Raw genomic sequence first — 15,399 nt, 5'->3', positions numbered from 1 at the left:
ACGAAAAGTATTGATTTATGCACGCACTTTCAATTCCCACTTGGATTGTTCATGTTTCTAGTGTTGCTGAGTGGATACTCGCGATTTGGTTAATTTGGCGCTATGGAGAAATTACGGGAGAAAAGAAATGGTGGGGATTGTCTCTAGCCATGTTTCCCGCCCTGATTAGCGCCATGTGTGCGGTGACTTGGCATTGGTTTGATAATGCGGAAGCCCTAGATTGGTTAGTGATTATGCAGGCGGGCACAACCTTATTAGGGAATACAACCCTTTGTGCAGCAGCTTGGTGGATTTGGCGGACTGCTGAGTCTTCTGCGTCGCGTTAAACTGGATCTTGTAGAATTGTCATCAAAGTTGGAGCCGAACACACATTGACTGAAAACGCTTCTCCGCAAGCTGAAAATAGGGAAAGTTCTCACTCTCACCCACACTCGGATTTTGACAGCCATCCCCATGTCCACAGTGAAGAGTCGTTACGGCGCATTGTCAATCGTCTCTCTCGTTTAGAAGGACATATTCGCGGGGTAAAAACGATGGTTTCGGAAAGCCGTCCTTGTCCGGAAGTCCTGATGCAAATTGCTGCGGTGAGAGGGGCGTTAGACCGAGTGGCGCGGATGATTCTGGATGAACATTTGAGCGAGTGTATCACTCGGGCTTCTAAAGAAGGCAATATTGATACTGAATTGGAAGAACTTAAGGCTGCTTTAGATCGCTTTCTCCCTTAAAAAAGACCAAACCGCTATAAAGTTGAAAGGCAGCATCCCAACTGGTTTCATACCGTCGTTTGAGATCAATATGGGATGTAATTTGCTGTAAGGTTTGGGAGAAGGCGATCGCGCTTTCGCCAAAGGGGGTAAAATCTCCCCAGCGCTGAATCTCAGGCATTTTTTCTTCTAAGTAATTGAGTAACTGTAACCAATTGCGGGTGATGGTTTCTCCTTTTTGAATCGTATCGGTTAAGGGCGCACTTTGTTGAAACTGATATTTTTGATCGCACAACCGCAGAATAGTTTGTTCTGGGAAAAGATGCAAGTCACAAAACTGAACATAGTCTAAGGTTTGCCTTTTTGAGGTTGGTTTCCCTTTTTTATCTTTGGTTATAATTTCTTCAAAAATGGGAACTCGCCCTTGGACTTGTTGCTGGATGTCAGACCACTGAAACTCGAATGTTCCTTCTTGACCTTTAGCATTAACACAACGAGCAATAACGCGATCTTCCTGAGTGCGAAAATACTGAACTTGTAAAACGTTGAGGCGATCAAGGGCGTTGAGGGGGACACAAAAACAGGGGACATTTTTCTTTTGTAAGGCTTCACTATAGTAAGAGAGTGCTCCCTTTTCTCCAATGCGAAAGAGTCGCCAGCCTCGACTGGGAATTTGTAAGCGAGCGTTGTAGGGGTCAATGGAGAAGGTTTTGGCGAGGGTTTGTGCTGCTTGTTGCTTTTCTTCTAAGGGAAGCGCACTGAGAATAAAAACGGCGGTATCTTTTCCTCCTGGTTGGGCTAGGGCTTGCGCGATCGCGCTTTGTTGGCTTTCACTTTCTGCGGTTTCTAATTGACGCAGAGCTTCTCTAATTTGCAATAAGAGTTTACGATTGCTGCACTCCTGTAAGAGTTTTTGATAGATTTCTTTTGCGCCCTCTAGGTTTCCTTGGGCTGCTTCCACTTGTGCTGTGTAGAAGGTCAACCAAGGATGGTCAGGGTGTTCTTGTTTGAGGGTGTCGATTAATTGGGTTGCAGTGGTATAGTCTTGTTGCGCGATCGCGCTGGCAATGTCCTCAAACATGATTGTCTGCATCCGATACACTGTTTTAAACCGATCTTACCCTGTAGCACTTCATGCAACGACAATTGCCTTTTTTCTTTCTTCTCACCCTGACCACTGCATTGGGACTCAATAGTTGCCAAAATCGTTCTATTTCAGAAGAAAATAAGAGTAATCTTCCAGGTGAAGGCGTGACAGTAACGCCAACTTATGTTTCATTAGAGGAACGGTTTCAGACTGAAGTTGTCAATATTGGCTTAGAAAAGCTGGGTTATAAAATTGGCAAAATGCGAGAGTTAGAACCAGCTTTAATGCACACGGATCTCGCAGAAGGTGGACTGGATTACACCGCAGCCCATTGGCAACAATTAGGGCGTAAATTCTATGAAAATAGTGGTGGTGACCAGAAACTGGAAAAAGTGGGGGTGATTGTTGATAATGCGGTACAGGGGTATCTCATTGATCGTGCTACAGCCCAAAAATACGAGATTACGAATTTAGAACAACTACAAGACCCAGAAATCGCAAAAATCTTTGATACGGATGGCGATGGAAAAGCAAATCTCGTGGGTTGTAATGCCGGTTGGGGCTGTGAAACAATTATTAATCATCATCTCGAAGCCTATGACTTAAACGCCACCGTGGAACACGAAAGCGGGAAATATTTTGCGCTGATGGCAGATGTGATGGCACGCTATCGACAAGATAAACCGATTTTATACTACACTTGGACTCCGCTTTGGACAAGCAGTGTGTTAGTTCCTGGTCAAGATGTGCAATGGCTGGAAGTTCCCTATACTTCTCTCCCTAAAACCAGTACCAGCAGTGCTAATCTGGATACCACCTACCAAGGGAAAAATTTGGGCTTTGTCACCGATAAAATTATGATTCTGGCGAATGAAACTTTTGCCCAATCTCATCCCAGCGCGATCGCGCTTATGGAACAAGTTCAGATTCCCATTGCTGATGTCAGTGCTCAAAACCAACGTCTGCGGGAAGGAGAAGACAGTGCTAGTGACATTCGTCGTCATGCCCAAACGTGGGTCAAAGAACACGAAGAGAGGTTTCAGCAATGGCTTGATAACGCCCAATCCAAGTCAGGAGAGGCGGAGACAGGGAGACAGGGAAAACCAATGATGATTAATGACTAATGACTACTGTTTCACCAGACGTTTGAAAGTGCGATACATTTCCGGAAGCCGTTTATAAATCGCGCTGGATCGCAGATAAATCTGATTAGCAACAGCAGGCGAACCAGAAACCACTTCTCCTGGTTTGACATCACGAGTAATCCCAGATTGAGCCGTAGCCCGTGCGCGATCGCCGATAACCACTTGATTCGTCACTCCAGTTTGTCCCCCTAATAAGACATAATTACCCACTTTGACCCCACCAGCAAGGGCGACATGACCCGCAAAGGCACAGTTTTCGCCAATTGTGCAACCATGTCCGATATGAACCCCATTATCTAATTTGGTATAGCGTCCAACACGGGTTTCTCCCACGGCGGGGCGATCAATGGTGCTGTTAGCCCCCACTTCCACTTCTTCTTCTAACACCACACAGCCCGATTGCTGCATCTTGTACCAGCCTTGGGAGGTGGGAACAAAACCAAATCCTTCACTACCAATTACCGCACTACTATGAATCATACAATCTTTTCCGATGTCGGTGCGTTCATGAATGGTACAGTTGGCGTGTAAAACAGCGCGATCGCGAATTACAACCTCGGGATAAATGACGACATTACCATAAATGCAAACCCCACTACCAATGGTCACATTCGGATAAATCACGACATGGGGACCAATATAGACATTTTCCTGAATGACCACTGAGGGGTCAATTACTGCTGTCGGATGAATATCAGGAGAGGGATGAAACGGTTTATAGAAAAGATCGATCGCGCGTGCAAATAATAAGCGGGGATAGGGATTCGCAAGCCAAGGGATTCCCCTTGCATCCGCTTGGGCTTGTAGGGTTTCATCTTCGGGTAAGATTAGCGCACTGGCAGGGGTGTGGTCAATATAATCAGCAAATTGTCCTCCTTCAATGTAAGATAGTGTGTTGGCTGTTGCGTCTTCGATCGCGCTCATGCCTTTAATTTCAGGATCATGATTGAGGTTACTGGTTGCAGTTGTTCCTGCTTTGAGCTTTTTGACAATTTCACTAAATTTCATCGATTATTCTCCCATGGCTTGTCCTGCTAACCAGCCAGTTGTCCAAGCATTTTGAAAATTAAAACCGCCGGTGATGCCATCAATATCTAAGATTTCGCCTGCAAAGTAAAGTCCAGGTACTAACTTACTTTCCATGGTCTTAAAATTAACTTCTTTTAAATCGATACCGCCACAGGTGACAAATTCTTCTTTAAACACGCCTTTCCCCTGAATTTTAAAGTAACCTTGAGTTAATTCTTTGGCTAAGGTCATCAGTTGTTTTTTTGAGAGTTCTGCCCAACGTTGAGTCTTAGCAATTCCTGACGCGATCGCGAGTTTTTCCCACAGACGACGAGGAAGACCAACTGGAGAAAAGTTCATGATTTGACGACGGGGTGTGGCTGCTTTTTGTTCCGATAATTTTGTTTTTATGGTTTCTAAGTTTTCTTCAGGAAGCCAGTTAATGATCAAACCGATTTGATAATTCTGATTATATAAAACTCTTGCACCATAGGCGGACAATTTCAACACAGCAGGTCCACTTAACCCCCAATGGGTCATTAACAGTTGTCCGCTTTGTTGATATTTTTCTTTTCCTTTTGTTTCTAATTTTAAGTCAACATTTTCGACGCTAACTCCTGCTAAGTCTGCTAATCGTTCATCTTTAATATTAAATGTAAATAGAGAGGGAATTGGAGGAATAATTTTGTGACCGAGTTGGGTTAACCACTGATAAGAAAGCCGTTGACTTCCTGTTGCTAAAAGTGCGCGATCGCTGCGGAAAAAGTCTCCATTTTTTAATTCAATCATAAATTGTCCGTCTTCATAACTCACCCCTTTCACTTTCACCCCTGTTTTTACCTTTACCCCTGCTGCTTTTGCTTCATTCACCAAGCAATTAATAATCGTTTCTGAGTTATCGGTAACAGGAAACATCCGTCCATCGGCTTCGGTTTTTAAGGGAACCCCGCGACTTTCAAACCAATTCACAGTATCTTGAGGTTGAAAGCGTGTAAACGCCCCTCGCAAGGCTTTTCCTCCACGGGGATAGGCTTGAACCAGCAATCGTGGATCAAAACAATGATGAGTGACATTACATCTCCCTCCCCCAGAAATACGGACTTTTGCTAAAGGTTGTTTTCCCGCTTCTAGCAAAATGACTTCTGTTTCTGGAGTTACTGTTGCACAAGTAATTGCAGCAAAAAATCCTGCTGCACCCCCGCCAATTATAATTACACGCATTCTCTTTTAATCGGTTCTTTGTTGATTTCAACACTTAAATATTCGTAGAAATAGTCTAAAATGATTTTATCAAGTTTTGACTCAATTGATAGTTTTGGTGATGTGATAGCAGGGGGGGCTAGGTTTTACCCTGAGCCTGTCGAAGGGGGGATTGATTTACCATTCATTTTGGATTGCTATATAATATTATAGTAATTGTGGCAATTTGAATTGTATCATGGCAATTTTTACTTTAATCGTTGGCATTATCTTGGGTTTGATTAGTGGCGCTTCCTATCTTCAATATCGGAAGCTGCAAGAGGAATTTTCTGCAATCATTTCTACGGAAACATCAACAGTTGAAGACTTAAAAAAAATTAGCGAAGAAGTAGCGGAGGAGTTAGGAAATACAGGTTATTTTCGCCAGCAAGCAGAGGTTAAAGTAACAATACAATGTGAAAATCCTCTCACCGCTAACCTTTCTCACGAGTCTTGTATTTACTATCAAACAGTGATTAATGAAAGATACGAGAAAACGGAGTGGGTAGAAGATGACGAAGGAAATTTTGAACCGAACAAAAGCGAGGGGAGTAAGAATCTGGTTAATAATTTTAGGTGTGTTGATTTCTTCCTAGAAGATGACACAGGGCAAATTTTAGTTAATCCTGATCATGGAAAAATTGAGGGGGTTCAAGTCTATGATTATTATCAACCTGCTGATTCTATTGATGAATTAGAAATGTCTTGTGGAGACATAGAGATTGAGTTTTCACCGCGAAACGACGCGGAATATCAAACGTTAGGATATCAATTTCAAGAAGTCATTCTTCCTGTGAATACACAAGTTTATATTATTGGTGAAGCGAGCGATCGAGTAGGGGATTTGGAATTGCATCAGCCTAGTGAGGAAAATCAGCTTTTTCTGATTAGCTATAAATCAGAGGAAGAACTGTCCGAAGAGAAAAGAGAAGACATTAAAAAGAATAAGAAGATTGCCCAACTTTACTTATTTTCTGCGATCGCTTTTCTCATTTTCGCTTTGATCAACTTGTTAAATTAGTAAAGGTTGTTTGTGCTATTCTAAAATCAATAAATATCTCTCTAATATTAGGTTCAGGTAATTGCTTATAATTGATGTTGGGTTTCGTTTCGCTTCTCTCCACCCAACCTACTGTTTATAGAGAATTGTTTGACACTTGTTAATTTATGGTATTAAATCGAGTCAATCCTTGCTGGTTGATCGGGGTTAATTTGTTATCATCTCCCGATCGTATTTTTTCCCCTGAAGAACTAACCTTATCTGCTTGTTCTCCTGTTGATAGTCCTCAGAAAACTGTACAAATTATCGGAGAAGTTTGGCTACGGAATCATCACGATTTACAACAAAAATTAGGGAGTATTAATCAAACTGATCCTCAACTGGTGGCGCATTTATGGGAAGAAAAAGGCGCAGATTGTCTCAATGATTTAAGAGGAAATTTTGCTTTTGTGGTTGTCGATCGCGCGAAAGAAATCTTATATTTAGTCCGTGATCCTGTAGGAAGTTACACCCTATACTACACAATTTCAGGTCAAAAAAGATGGATTGCACCACGGTTAAAAACCTTACTTCCTCATCATAACCAAGAACTGGATTTAGTCGCCTTACGCGATTATTTATCCTGTGCGTTTGTTGCGGGAGAGCGAACCCTGTGGTCGCAGGTAAGGGAGTTACGTCCTGGAATGGTTTTACAGTTTCCCGAAGAGAAAAAATGGTATTATTGGCAACCACAAGAAAACATTATTGGAGAAGATCAGAGTTTAGTTTGGCATGGGAATAAATTGCGATCGAGTCTCAATTCTATCATCCCAGAATACTTGCCCAAAAGTCAAGCAGTTGGGGTTTATTTATCGGGTGGATTAGACTCTAGTTGTATCACCGCTTTAGCGAGTCAATTGCATGATTATCCTGTTCATACCTACTCAATACACTTCGGAAAAGAATCACCGAACGAATTAGAATTTTCTAGTTTAGTCGCAGAACATTGTCAGACACAGCACCATATTTTAGAAATTTCTCCTCAACAAATGTGGCGAGAATTACCCACTGTCATGGATCATTTAGATGATCCCATTGGTGACCCTTTAACTGTTCCTAATTATCTTTTAGCACAGTTGGCAAAAAATCACACAGATGTGATTGTAAATGGCGAAGGAGGCGATCCTTGTTTTGGCGGACCGAAGAATCAGCCGATGTTATTAAATCAACTCTATGAAAGCGAAAGTTATCAGCAAGAAATTGAAAAGTCTTATTTACTCTCGTTTAAAAAATGCGCTCAAGATTTGCCAAAATTATTAAAGCCAGAAGTTTGGAATACTGTCAAGAATGAACCGACTGTTTTTAGAGAAGACTTGTTTTCTTCAGAGGAATATTTGAATCGGTTAATGGGGATTAATATCAAATTCAAAGGGGCTGACCATATTTTAACGAAGGTGAATAATTTAACGAGATCAGCGAATTTAGAGGGACGATCGCCGTTATTTGATCAGCGTATTGTTGAGTTATCAATGGAAATTCCTCCCCAGTATAAGTTAGCGGGTGCGGTGGAAAAAGCAGTCTTAAAAGAAGCGGTGAAAGATTTATTACCTGAAATAATTATTAATCGTCCAAAAAGTGGGATGATGGTTCCCGTACAGTTGGGATTTAATCAGTATTGGCGACGAAATGCGAGAAAATTGTTGTTAAATAAAAATAGCGCGATCGCGCCTTATTTGAATCGGGAAGCACTCAAAGATTTACTAGAGTTTCGCGGTGATGTTTGGCGCAGATTTGGGATTAAATTATGGTTACTGGTTAGCTTAGAAATTTGGTTGAGAGGGAATCGTTAATCCTCCTTTTATCCCCCCTAGCCCACTGATTAAGGGGGGAACGGTTAAGCAAATTTTTACAGAGGAATTGGAACTGATATATAATAGAAAAATCTAGAATAATGAAGAGGAATAAAATCATGTCAGAAACACAATCAGCCATTCATATCACCACCAAAGTTTTACCTGGAAATCGGATTGAGGTGGAATTACCCTCAGACTTAGAAGGGAAAGCTGTAGATGTATTTGTGGTTTTACCTAAAGATTCTCAAACTAAGAAAAATAATAACATTCTTGAAATCATTGAGGAAGCACGTAAACATCGAATTGGTATGACTCCCGAAGAAATTGATGCTTACCTAAAAGAGGAAAGAGAATCATGGGATTAGTTTTACCAAATTCAAGTCTGATTTACCTCGATACTTCTGTTGTTATTTACAGTGTGGAACAAGTACCAGACTACTATCAGATTTTAGAACCTTTATGGGAAAAGGTAGAAGGTGGAGAAGTCAGAGTTTGTAGTAGTGAATTAATCGTATTAGAAACATTAGTTTTACCATTGCGAACTGGAAACCAAAATTTATTACAAGCGTATGATCAACTTCTTTTATCATCCTCGTTACAATTAATCCCAATTCATCAAGAAATTCTACGAAACGCGGCGCAATTACGAGGCGATTATAATCTTAAAACACCAGATGCGATTCATCTGGCGACAGCATTAAGAGAAAATTGTAATTTGCTGTTAACTAATGATGTTCAGTTTCGCCGTGTAACAGGATTATCAATTACAATCCTTCAAGACGCTTTGTCTGATTAAAAATCTCTCACTGATTCTGTTAACCAAAACTGTCGGAAGCAAAAACAGAACTGCGAGTGTTATCTTCTTCAAAACTACTGATGAGAATATAACTTTCTGCTGCGCTAATTTCTCCGCTATCTCCACCAACACCCTCTCCACTCATTTCTAACTGACGGCTGTTATTAATGGCTTGCGTAACCGTTTGAATAATTCGTCGCGGTGATAAAGATTCTAATTCAATCAGGTTTCCTTTCTCTAACCACTCCAACTCTTCTGGGAGTAATTTGTCTTTAACTTCTTGCGGAAGTTGTTTCGCTTCTTTTCTTGATTGAGGAGATTTCCTGATAAAAAAGTCGCCCCCGTTAAACACTTGACGCGGTAAAATTCCCACATCGTAAATGTTTACTCTTTCATCCTTAAACCAGTTGGGAGAAGTGGCGAGATGATGATTTAATTGTATCCCACGAGGGTTACAATTGTGGAGTGCATAAACTTTGAGGTTAGGGTTATTTTTCAGCATTTCTAAGACAGTGGAAAAGATATCTTTGGGATAACCGCTTACACTGAGAACCGCACAGTTATTTTCAAAGTGAAAGTTATTCGCAATGAGAAAACGGGCGATTTCAGATCGATCGCAAATTACGGCGCGATCGAAGCTATAATTAGTAATCTCAGGATTTAACTCTCTTGGTGTTTCTGTTGCGTCTTCATTGCTTTCTTTCTCCAATGGCGTGAGAAGTTTTTCAATTTTACCGTTAGCACTTTCCCAGCGAGTAATCCAGTTTTCCAACTTTTTCTGGGAGATGATTAAATTCTGAGGAAGGAAGCGACAACGATTTAATTGTTTTGTTCCTAGTATTAAAGATAATCCTCCAAAAACAGCACTAATTAAGACCAAAATAGGAGAAAAATTGATCAATAAAAAGTAAGCACCGAATCCAAATAATAGAATAATTCCAATCGCTTGTAAAAAGTGAGCATTGCTACGTCTTTGTGAAATTGTATTTTCTGAAGATTTAGTGTTTTGGTAAAGTGAAGCAATCACCAATATATGATAACCGAATAAGACCATCAAAAAAATATTTGTGTTATTTATATTGATTCCTAAATTCTGAATGAGAACGGTTAAGATAATTCCAAAAAATCCTGTTGACCAAATTGCAAAAAATATGTAATAAAAAAAGCTGATTTTGATTTTTGTTTTTTGATCTTTTTATCTAAAAAGTAGCGAAATTGTTTCAGAGTAAAATAAAGACTATCATCGCTAGACAGTTGTCTAATTGCGTTCGCAAAAAATGGATCAGTAAACCGCAGTTTAATTTCCTCATTTTGAGGTTCAAATGCAAAGGGATGATTACAGTTTTTACAACGTCCATTGTTTTCTGTTCGATCTTGTAGGTTATTATCAGTTCCACATTGAACACACTTCATAATTCTAACCTCCTGGGGAGTATCTTCTATTATTATGCAAAAACATTAAGAAGAATTTAAGTTATTTGTTTTTCTAACAAAACGCTATAATCTTCTCGATGACGAATCAGACGGTGATGATTTTCTTCTAATAAAACTTCTGCGGGTCGTGGTTGATGTAAAAAATGAGAAGACATCGCATAACCATACGCACCCACATCTAAAATTCCTAAAATGTCTCCTCTTTTTAACGCAGGAAGCTGACAGTTTCTTCCTAAATAGTCGCGAGAATAAGTTGTGTTTCCACAAACATCGGTGAGATAAGTTTCTTGATTGTTATTCCAAGAAATAATTTCTCTATATCCCCCATGAACTGAGGGAACAGATAAATTGGCGACGGTGGTATCAACTCCTAAAATTTGTTTATGATCTTGCCATTTTTCTGAGACAATTGTGGTTAATAATGTTCCACATTGCGCGATCGCGGATCGTCCTGGTTCTATAATTAGATCAATGCTGCAATTATGCTTCTGTAATTTGTTAGTTAATACTTGTCCAAACGCCTCCCAATCAAACGCAGTTTTCCCATGACGATAAGGATAACCAAAACCACCGCCGAAGTCGAGATAAGACCAATCAGGTAATAATTGACCCGTCTCGATCACCGTCTCCATTACCTCGGTAAAGGCTTCTGTGGCGTTTGTTCCTGTTCCGCGATAAAAATGAATCCCTTCTAGTTTTAAGCCGTTTCTGTGGACAATTTCAAGGGCTTTCGGGAAGTTTTTCGGTTGGACACCGATGCGACTATCGCCAGTAATTTCAGGTAAGTTTAAACGTAGTCCTAAACGTGTTGGAGAAATGTCAGTTGATAACTCTTGATAAACTTCACAAAATAATTCTAATTGGGAAAGACTATCTAGATTTAAGGTTGTAACTCCCCACTGTAAAACTTGTTCTATTTCTGCGCGATCGAGGTTGCTTCCACTATACACGATTTTCTCGGGAGAAAACCCAGCTTTTAAGCCTAAATAAATATCTCCAGGCGTGTTGGCGTGTAACCCCCAATCATTATCTCTAAATATTCTTAAAAGATTAATATTTCCATTGGTGACACTAGCGAATTGAAACCTAGTTTTAGGATAAGGAATCGAATGAGTTATCTGAGTGATTGTATCTTGTAATCGATCGCGCTGATAAACATATAAAGGAGAACCGTAGGTTAACAGTAAGTTTTTAGCGACAGCAAAAGAATATGGAAGCATAACTATCACCGCTTTTTAATCTTTTCTATTTATTCTTGATTGAACCACAAAAACACAAAGGATACAAAGTTTTTTTTGAATGGGAAATTGTTACGATAGAGGAAAGAACAGCGTTTAACACATACAGTAATTGATCTGGGAAGGTTATGAATAATTTAACAACAGACTCTCTAACAAAATTCTTGTCTCAATCTAATATTGAAACCTCTCCCGCTTGGGAATTTATTAGTGGAAACTCGATCCAAAAACCGAAGAAAACTTTATTTCATTCACGGTTACAACGCAACTTAGTTAACTATATTAATCGTCATACAGAACAATTAGAAGCCATACAAGAATTACGTTGTATTATTCCTCCTTACTCACCCGTTCCCGATATCGCAGTAATTAAAAGGTATCGTTTGACAGAAAGTGTCAAGGAAATTATAGCAATGACTCGCAATTGTTAATCTAATCTTCTCGATCGATTCGTCTTAACCATTGGGGAGGAAACCATAAGAGATTAAACCAACTATAACGGTTTCTTTTTTCTCCTAAAACGCGATCGCGCCACATTTCCCAAATTAATAATAACCATAACACTTCTCCCACACGACGACCCCAACTTATTCCGCCGAGTTTTCCCTGTATAATTTTTAAGGTTAAGTCAGAATCAAAACATCCCTCTTGACGTAAAACTTGCGCTGATAAATATTGTCTCACTTCTGACCATAAATCCTCTAAAAACCACTGGGTTAAAGGAACACCCATTCCTCGTTTTTCTCGCCAAACAATGTCTGATGGTAGCCAATTTTCCGCAACTCGTTTGAGGATATATTTCTCGCAAGTTTGTTTTAACATTAAGTCACCAGACAGGCGAAATGTCCATTCAGTTAAGTCTAAGTCACAAAAAGGAGAACGTAATTTTAGCCCTTGAGATAACGCTAAATTACTAGCGCGAGGTTGAATATTTTGCGCCCCTTTTAACATTAAAGACGCACGACGAAAGCGATCAAAGATTCCTGTGGTATAGTCTTCATTAAGGGCATCTTGTAACCAGGAATGCGGTTGAATGAGGTTAATTTGTTCTTGAAACCGTTTAGAGAAGACTTGCTTTTCATAGCCATAAAGACGATGAAAGGTTCGTAAATAATCAGTGGTAAAATTAGAGTTAGGGTGATGTGATTGATAAACGGTTGCGGTGAGAATGGGTTTATTTGTCCAACCTGCGAAGAGTTGATCGCCATTTTCCCCATTAAATAAAACAGAAACATCTTTTTTCGCTCTCTGATAAAGTAAATAAAAGGGAACAGTGACACTATCCCCGAACGGAATATCTAACGCTTTTACTGTGTCTGGAATTGCTTTTTTAACCGTCTTCGCTGTTATCGGAATTTTGATTAAGGGAATGTCTAAATAATTGGCGACTGTTTCTGCATAAGGAGTTTCGGAAAAGGTAACATCAGGAAAATCAAGGGTATAAGCGCGAACATTTAATCCTGCTTTTACTAATAAAGCAGCAATGAGAGAAGAGTCTAAACCACCAGATAGACAAACGCCAACGGTTTCGTTTTTAAGATCAGAAATTTGTCTTTGTAGTGCATCTTTTAAGTGTGTTTCTAGTTGAGAGATAGCTTGATCTTCATCTAATATCGTTTCTATAGCGGATTGAAAAGAGTATAATTCTCTCTCCTGTATTGTCTCACTGTTTCCAGAAAAAACGATTTCTTTTCCCGCTTCAACAGCATAAATCTCTTTAACAGGAGTCTGCGGTGTGGGAACATAAGAAAAACAGCAATAACCATACAATGCTTCAACACTAATCACAGGATTTTTAAGCAGAGGAAGCAACAGTTGAAGATGTGAAGAAAACCAAATTACTTGTTCCTGTTTTAACCAGTATAAAGGATTACGTCCAAAAGAATCTCGTCCTAAAATAAGTGTGTTTTCTTCTAGGTTAACCCAGACATCAGCATTGTTGATAAAACCTCCCACCGATAACGATGCGATCGATTTTTCTTCTAAACAATTACAACCAATTACTCCCCAATCAAATTGATTCACCTTTCCTTTCCTTAAAACCTTATTTCCCCCTTTTCTAAAGGATTCACTATTTTGAATAGTTGACGCTAAATTTCTATCTCCGATTCCCCCCGATCTTCGGGGGGTTAGGGGGGATTCTAAAGAATTAGAGTTAGAAGAAATCTTTGAAAACTGTATAAGTTGCTGTAACTTTAAAGCGAGTTTTTCTGGGTCATCTTGACCCCAGTATCCCACAAAAAATTGAGATAGATTCATTTCTACCTATCATTAACTCCCACTGTAAATGTTTCATTGGCAATTGCGCGATCGTTCCCTAAACGCATTTTAACCTCCCATTCTCCTGCTAGAGAAGCTGAACCAAATTGTTTTTTACAATAAGTCTCCCAAATCGGTTTATCAATGACTTGATTCGTGCGATAATTGTTTTGGTGGACAATTTCCCCATCAGGATTAATCCAATCACATTTTAGAGCCAATTTTTGACCCGTAGGCGCATTCTTGAGGGTGACTCGATAGTAAACTAAGGGATTGTTTTTAGGAGAGATTCGATCGAGATTTTCCCCTTGATCTTGCTGTAAAGTAATTCGATCGCGCACGGTTTCAATTTTAGCTAAGGCTTGCTGTTGATTAAAACTTCTAAAGGCGACCGTCGCAATGATTCCTAGTAGTAAAACAGCGACACCCATTCCGATTTTAATATTCCGTTTTTGTTGCTTTTGTAATGCTTCCCGTCTTCGGACTTGTTCCATTGCTTCATCAAGCAATTCTGGAGGAAGATTTAACTCTTTGAGAATGGTTTCTACTTCCGCGCGATCAAGTTTATTTTCTTGGTTTTGGGCGGCGCGATCGACTTCTACAATTAGCTTTTCTAAAGTGTCATTATCTAAATTAAAATTACTTTTCATGGTTAACTATCCTCAAAGAGTAACTACAGATAGCTGTCAGGACTAATTTATCATTGCTATCTGTAGAATTATTTGCAAACTCTGGAATTACTCTAAAAAAGTTATTATTAAACTAGCGTAGTAATAAATCGCGAATGAAAAGTTCATAAACCGATAACACAATTTCCACCACAATGAGAATAACAATATACCATTCTACTCTTAAGCTCGTGCGATGTTCCATCAATTCGAGAACTGTTTGAGACGTGCGATAAATTAAATCTAGTTTTCGTTCCAAGGCTTGATGACGTTCCCTGATTTCATACTCATCTTCCAGACGTAAATAAAGATTTTCTAACTCTGGAAATTCCCATAACAGTTCAGGCTTATCAATAATTTCAACTCGTGCTACCATTTTATATTGAAAGAGAAACGTACTGCCAAGTTCATGGAGTAATTCTTTCCCTGGGCGCGTCAATTCATAATTTTTTTGTAAACTTGCAGTAAACGGTTCCACTTGGTCAAAAACAGATGCAAGTTTGGTTTCATAATGGGCTAAAACAACTGTTTTTCCTAACACATCAGCAACAATTTGTAAATGTTCAACGCTATATTGTTTCAAGCAAAGAACGCCATTTTTAACCCGCTCACTTTTTTCGGGATTCAGTTTTATTTCGACACTTTCCATCTCTGGATTGGGAAACGGTTCACTCACATAGGCGGTTAATTTTTTTAGGAAATCTGTTTCTTCTGCTTGACTTAAACCAAATAAAACCACAACGCCATAAGGAAACAGCACAGCAACTCCTGCTGCGCCGACTTTAACCACAAAAGGTAACGTAGCAATACAATCATAATCTTTTTCGAGAGAACGACAGTCAATGGCTTCACCAATAAATAGAGCCTGAGTTTTAATTGTATCTGTTTTTTCTGTCGGGAATGCTAGGGTTTGCATACAGTAAGAGACAATTGTCTGGAATAGTAAGGATTTAATCTTCTTTCTTCATGATACAAAGTTTAGTCGTCCT

The 15,399-nt window shown here is 39.5% G+C and carries 17 protein-coding genes; 8 read left to right on the top strand and 9 right to left on the bottom strand.

What is annotated here, in order from left to right:
- Positions 1-17 precede the first annotated feature (17 nt).
- A complete protein-coding gene (locus tag PCC7418_RS00570) occupies positions 18-326 on the top strand; it encodes a DUF2499 domain-containing protein (protein WP_015224239.1) in 309 nt (102 codons plus the stop codon).
- A gap of 45 nt (positions 327-371) precedes the next feature.
- Positions 372-725 (top strand): metal-sensing transcriptional repressor, encoded by a 354-nt coding sequence (locus PCC7418_RS00565; RefSeq protein WP_015224238.1) that lies wholly within the window; start codon positions 372-374, stop codon positions 723-725.
- Here PCC7418_RS00565 and PCC7418_RS00560 read toward each other — a convergent pair.
- On the bottom strand, positions 694-1,797 hold the full coding sequence (locus PCC7418_RS00560) for a tetratricopeptide repeat protein (RefSeq protein ID WP_216086659.1): 1,104 nt from the start codon (positions 1,795-1,797) through the stop codon (positions 694-696). The genes PCC7418_RS00565 and PCC7418_RS00560 overlap by 32 nt on opposite strands.
- 41 nt (positions 1,798-1,838) lie before the next feature.
- Here PCC7418_RS00560 and proX point away from each other — a divergent pair, with 41 nt between their 5' ends.
- Positions 1,839-2,915, top strand: coding sequence for a glycine betaine/L-proline ABC transporter substrate-binding protein ProX (gene proX, locus PCC7418_RS00555; protein ID WP_015224236.1), 1,077 nt, complete (start codon positions 1,839-1,841; stop codon positions 2,913-2,915).
- Between the two features lie 3 nt (positions 2,916-2,918).
- Here proX and lpxD read toward each other — a convergent pair whose 3' ends face one another.
- Positions 2,919-3,944 carry a UDP-3-O-(3-hydroxymyristoyl)glucosamine N-acyltransferase gene (gene lpxD / locus PCC7418_RS00550; RefSeq protein ID WP_015224235.1) on the bottom strand — a complete coding sequence of 342 codons (1,026 nt, stop codon included), beginning with the start codon at positions 3,942-3,944 and terminating at the stop codon, positions 2,919-2,921.
- 3 nt (positions 3,945-3,947) lie between these two features.
- Positions 3,948-5,165: an NAD(P)/FAD-dependent oxidoreductase gene (locus PCC7418_RS00545; protein ID WP_015224234.1), complete on the bottom strand. Its 1,218-nt coding sequence runs from the start codon at positions 5,163-5,165 to the stop codon at positions 3,948-3,950.
- Between the two features lie 217 nt (positions 5,166-5,382).
- Between PCC7418_RS00545 and PCC7418_RS00540 the strand changes: the two genes are divergently transcribed.
- The 4 genes from PCC7418_RS00540 to PCC7418_RS00525 all read left to right on the top strand — a co-directional run bounded on the left by PCC7418_RS00540 (position 5,383) and on the right by PCC7418_RS00525 (position 8,811).
- Positions 5,383-6,204 (top strand): GIDE domain-containing protein, encoded by an 822-nt coding sequence (locus PCC7418_RS00540; RefSeq protein ID WP_015224233.1) that lies wholly within the window; start codon positions 5,383-5,385, stop codon positions 6,202-6,204.
- A 146-nt stretch (positions 6,205-6,350) separates the two neighbouring features.
- On the top strand, positions 6,351-8,012 hold the full coding sequence (locus PCC7418_RS00535) for an asparagine synthetase B (protein WP_015224232.1): 1,662 nt from the start codon (positions 6,351-6,353) through the stop codon (positions 8,010-8,012).
- A gap of 119 nt (positions 8,013-8,131) precedes the next feature.
- Entirely contained in the window at positions 8,132-8,380 is a 249-nt protein-coding gene (locus PCC7418_RS00530; protein ID WP_015224231.1) for a hypothetical protein, read from the top strand.
- Positions 8,371-8,811, top strand: coding sequence for a type II toxin-antitoxin system VapC family toxin (locus tag PCC7418_RS00525; RefSeq protein WP_015224230.1), 441 nt, complete (start codon positions 8,371-8,373; stop codon positions 8,809-8,811). Before PCC7418_RS00530 ends, PCC7418_RS00525 begins: the two co-directional genes overlap by 10 nt.
- A gap of 19 nt (positions 8,812-8,830) precedes the next feature.
- Here the strand turns inward: PCC7418_RS00525 and PCC7418_RS19190 are convergent, their stop codons facing one another.
- Genes PCC7418_RS19190 through PCC7418_RS00510 form a run of 3 tightly spaced genes read right to left on the bottom strand, consistent with a single transcriptional unit; the run spans position 8,831 to position 11,465 of the window.
- A complete protein-coding gene (locus tag PCC7418_RS19190; RefSeq protein ID WP_051030508.1) occupies positions 8,831-9,865 on the bottom strand; it encodes a hypothetical protein in 1,035 nt (344 codons plus the stop codon).
- 53 nt (positions 9,866-9,918) lie between these two features.
- Positions 9,919-10,224, bottom strand: coding sequence for a hypothetical protein (locus PCC7418_RS00515; protein ID WP_041596096.1), 306 nt, complete (start codon positions 10,222-10,224; stop codon positions 9,919-9,921).
- 56 nt (positions 10,225-10,280) lie between these two features.
- A complete protein-coding gene (locus PCC7418_RS00510) occupies positions 10,281-11,465 on the bottom strand; it encodes a hypothetical protein (protein WP_015224229.1) in 1,185 nt (394 codons plus the stop codon).
- 146 nt (positions 11,466-11,611) lie between these two features.
- Between PCC7418_RS00510 and PCC7418_RS00505 the strand changes: the two genes are divergently transcribed.
- Positions 11,612-11,914, top strand: a complete 303-nt coding sequence (locus PCC7418_RS00505) for a Uma2 family endonuclease (protein ID WP_015224228.1) — start codon at positions 11,612-11,614, stop codon at positions 11,912-11,914.
- A 1-nt stretch (position 11,915) separates the two neighbouring features.
- Here PCC7418_RS00505 and PCC7418_RS00500 read toward each other — a convergent pair whose 3' ends face one another.
- The 3 genes from PCC7418_RS00500 to PCC7418_RS00490 all read right to left on the bottom strand — a co-directional run bounded on the left by PCC7418_RS00500 (position 11,916) and on the right by PCC7418_RS00490 (position 15,326).
- Positions 11,916-13,508: an asparagine synthetase B gene (locus tag PCC7418_RS00500; RefSeq protein WP_216086658.1), complete on the bottom strand. Its 1,593-nt coding sequence runs from the start codon at positions 13,506-13,508 to the stop codon at positions 11,916-11,918.
- Between the two features lie 236 nt (positions 13,509-13,744).
- Entirely contained in the window at positions 13,745-14,392 is a 648-nt protein-coding gene (locus PCC7418_RS00495) for a hypothetical protein (RefSeq protein WP_015224226.1), read from the bottom strand.
- A 112-nt stretch (positions 14,393-14,504) separates the two neighbouring features.
- Positions 14,505-15,326 (bottom strand): RMD1 family protein, encoded by an 822-nt coding sequence (locus PCC7418_RS00490; RefSeq protein ID WP_015224225.1) that lies wholly within the window; start codon positions 15,324-15,326, stop codon positions 14,505-14,507.
- Between the last annotated feature and the right edge of the window lie 73 nt (positions 15,327-15,399).

This window comes from Halothece sp. PCC 7418 (assembly GCF_000317635.1).
In the GTDB taxonomy this organism is placed as follows: domain Bacteria; phylum Cyanobacteriota; class Cyanobacteriia; order Cyanobacteriales; family Rubidibacteraceae; genus Halothece.
The sequence above is the reverse complement of the archived record's forward strand: the minus strand, read 5'-3'. Positions and strand labels throughout refer to the sequence as shown.

Coding starts and splice junctions, on each gene's coding strand:
- PCC7418_RS00570 (WP_015224239.1), top strand. CDS start 18: ATGCACGCACTTTCAATTCCCACTTGGATTGTTCATGTTTCTAGTGTT.
- PCC7418_RS00560 (WP_216086659.1), bottom strand. CDS start 1,797: ATGCAGACAATCATGTTTGAGGACATTGCCAGCGCGATCGCGCAACAA.
- proX (WP_015224236.1), top strand. CDS start 1,839: ATGCAACGACAATTGCCTTTTTTCTTTCTTCTCACCCTGACCACTGCA.
- lpxD (WP_015224235.1), bottom strand. CDS start 3,944: ATGAAATTTAGTGAAATTGTCAAAAAGCTCAAAGCAGGAACAACTGCA.
- PCC7418_RS00545 (WP_015224234.1), bottom strand. CDS start 5,165: ATGCGTGTAATTATAATTGGCGGGGGTGCAGCAGGATTTTTTGCTGCA.
- PCC7418_RS00540 (WP_015224233.1), top strand. CDS start 5,383: ATGGCAATTTTTACTTTAATCGTTGGCATTATCTTGGGTTTGATTAGT.
- PCC7418_RS00535 (WP_015224232.1), top strand. CDS start 6,351: ATGGTATTAAATCGAGTCAATCCTTGCTGGTTGATCGGGGTTAATTTG.
- PCC7418_RS00530 (WP_015224231.1), top strand. CDS start 8,132: ATGTCAGAAACACAATCAGCCATTCATATCACCACCAAAGTTTTACCT.
- PCC7418_RS00525 (WP_015224230.1), top strand. CDS start 8,371: ATGGGATTAGTTTTACCAAATTCAAGTCTGATTTACCTCGATACTTCT.
- PCC7418_RS19190 (WP_051030508.1), bottom strand. CDS start 9,865: ATGGTCTTATTCGGTTATCATATATTGGTGATTGCTTCACTTTACCAA.
- PCC7418_RS00515 (WP_041596096.1), bottom strand. CDS start 10,224: ATGAAGTGTGTTCAATGTGGAACTGATAATAACCTACAAGATCGAACA.
- PCC7418_RS00510 (WP_015224229.1), bottom strand. CDS start 11,465: ATGCTTCCATATTCTTTTGCTGTCGCTAAAAACTTACTGTTAACCTAC.
- PCC7418_RS00505 (WP_015224228.1), top strand. CDS start 11,612: ATGAATAATTTAACAACAGACTCTCTAACAAAATTCTTGTCTCAATCT.
- PCC7418_RS00495 (WP_015224226.1), bottom strand. CDS start 14,392: ATGAAAAGTAATTTTAATTTAGATAATGACACTTTAGAAAAGCTAATT.
- PCC7418_RS00490 (WP_015224225.1), bottom strand. CDS start 15,326: ATGCAAACCCTAGCATTCCCGACAGAAAAAACAGATACAATTAAAACT.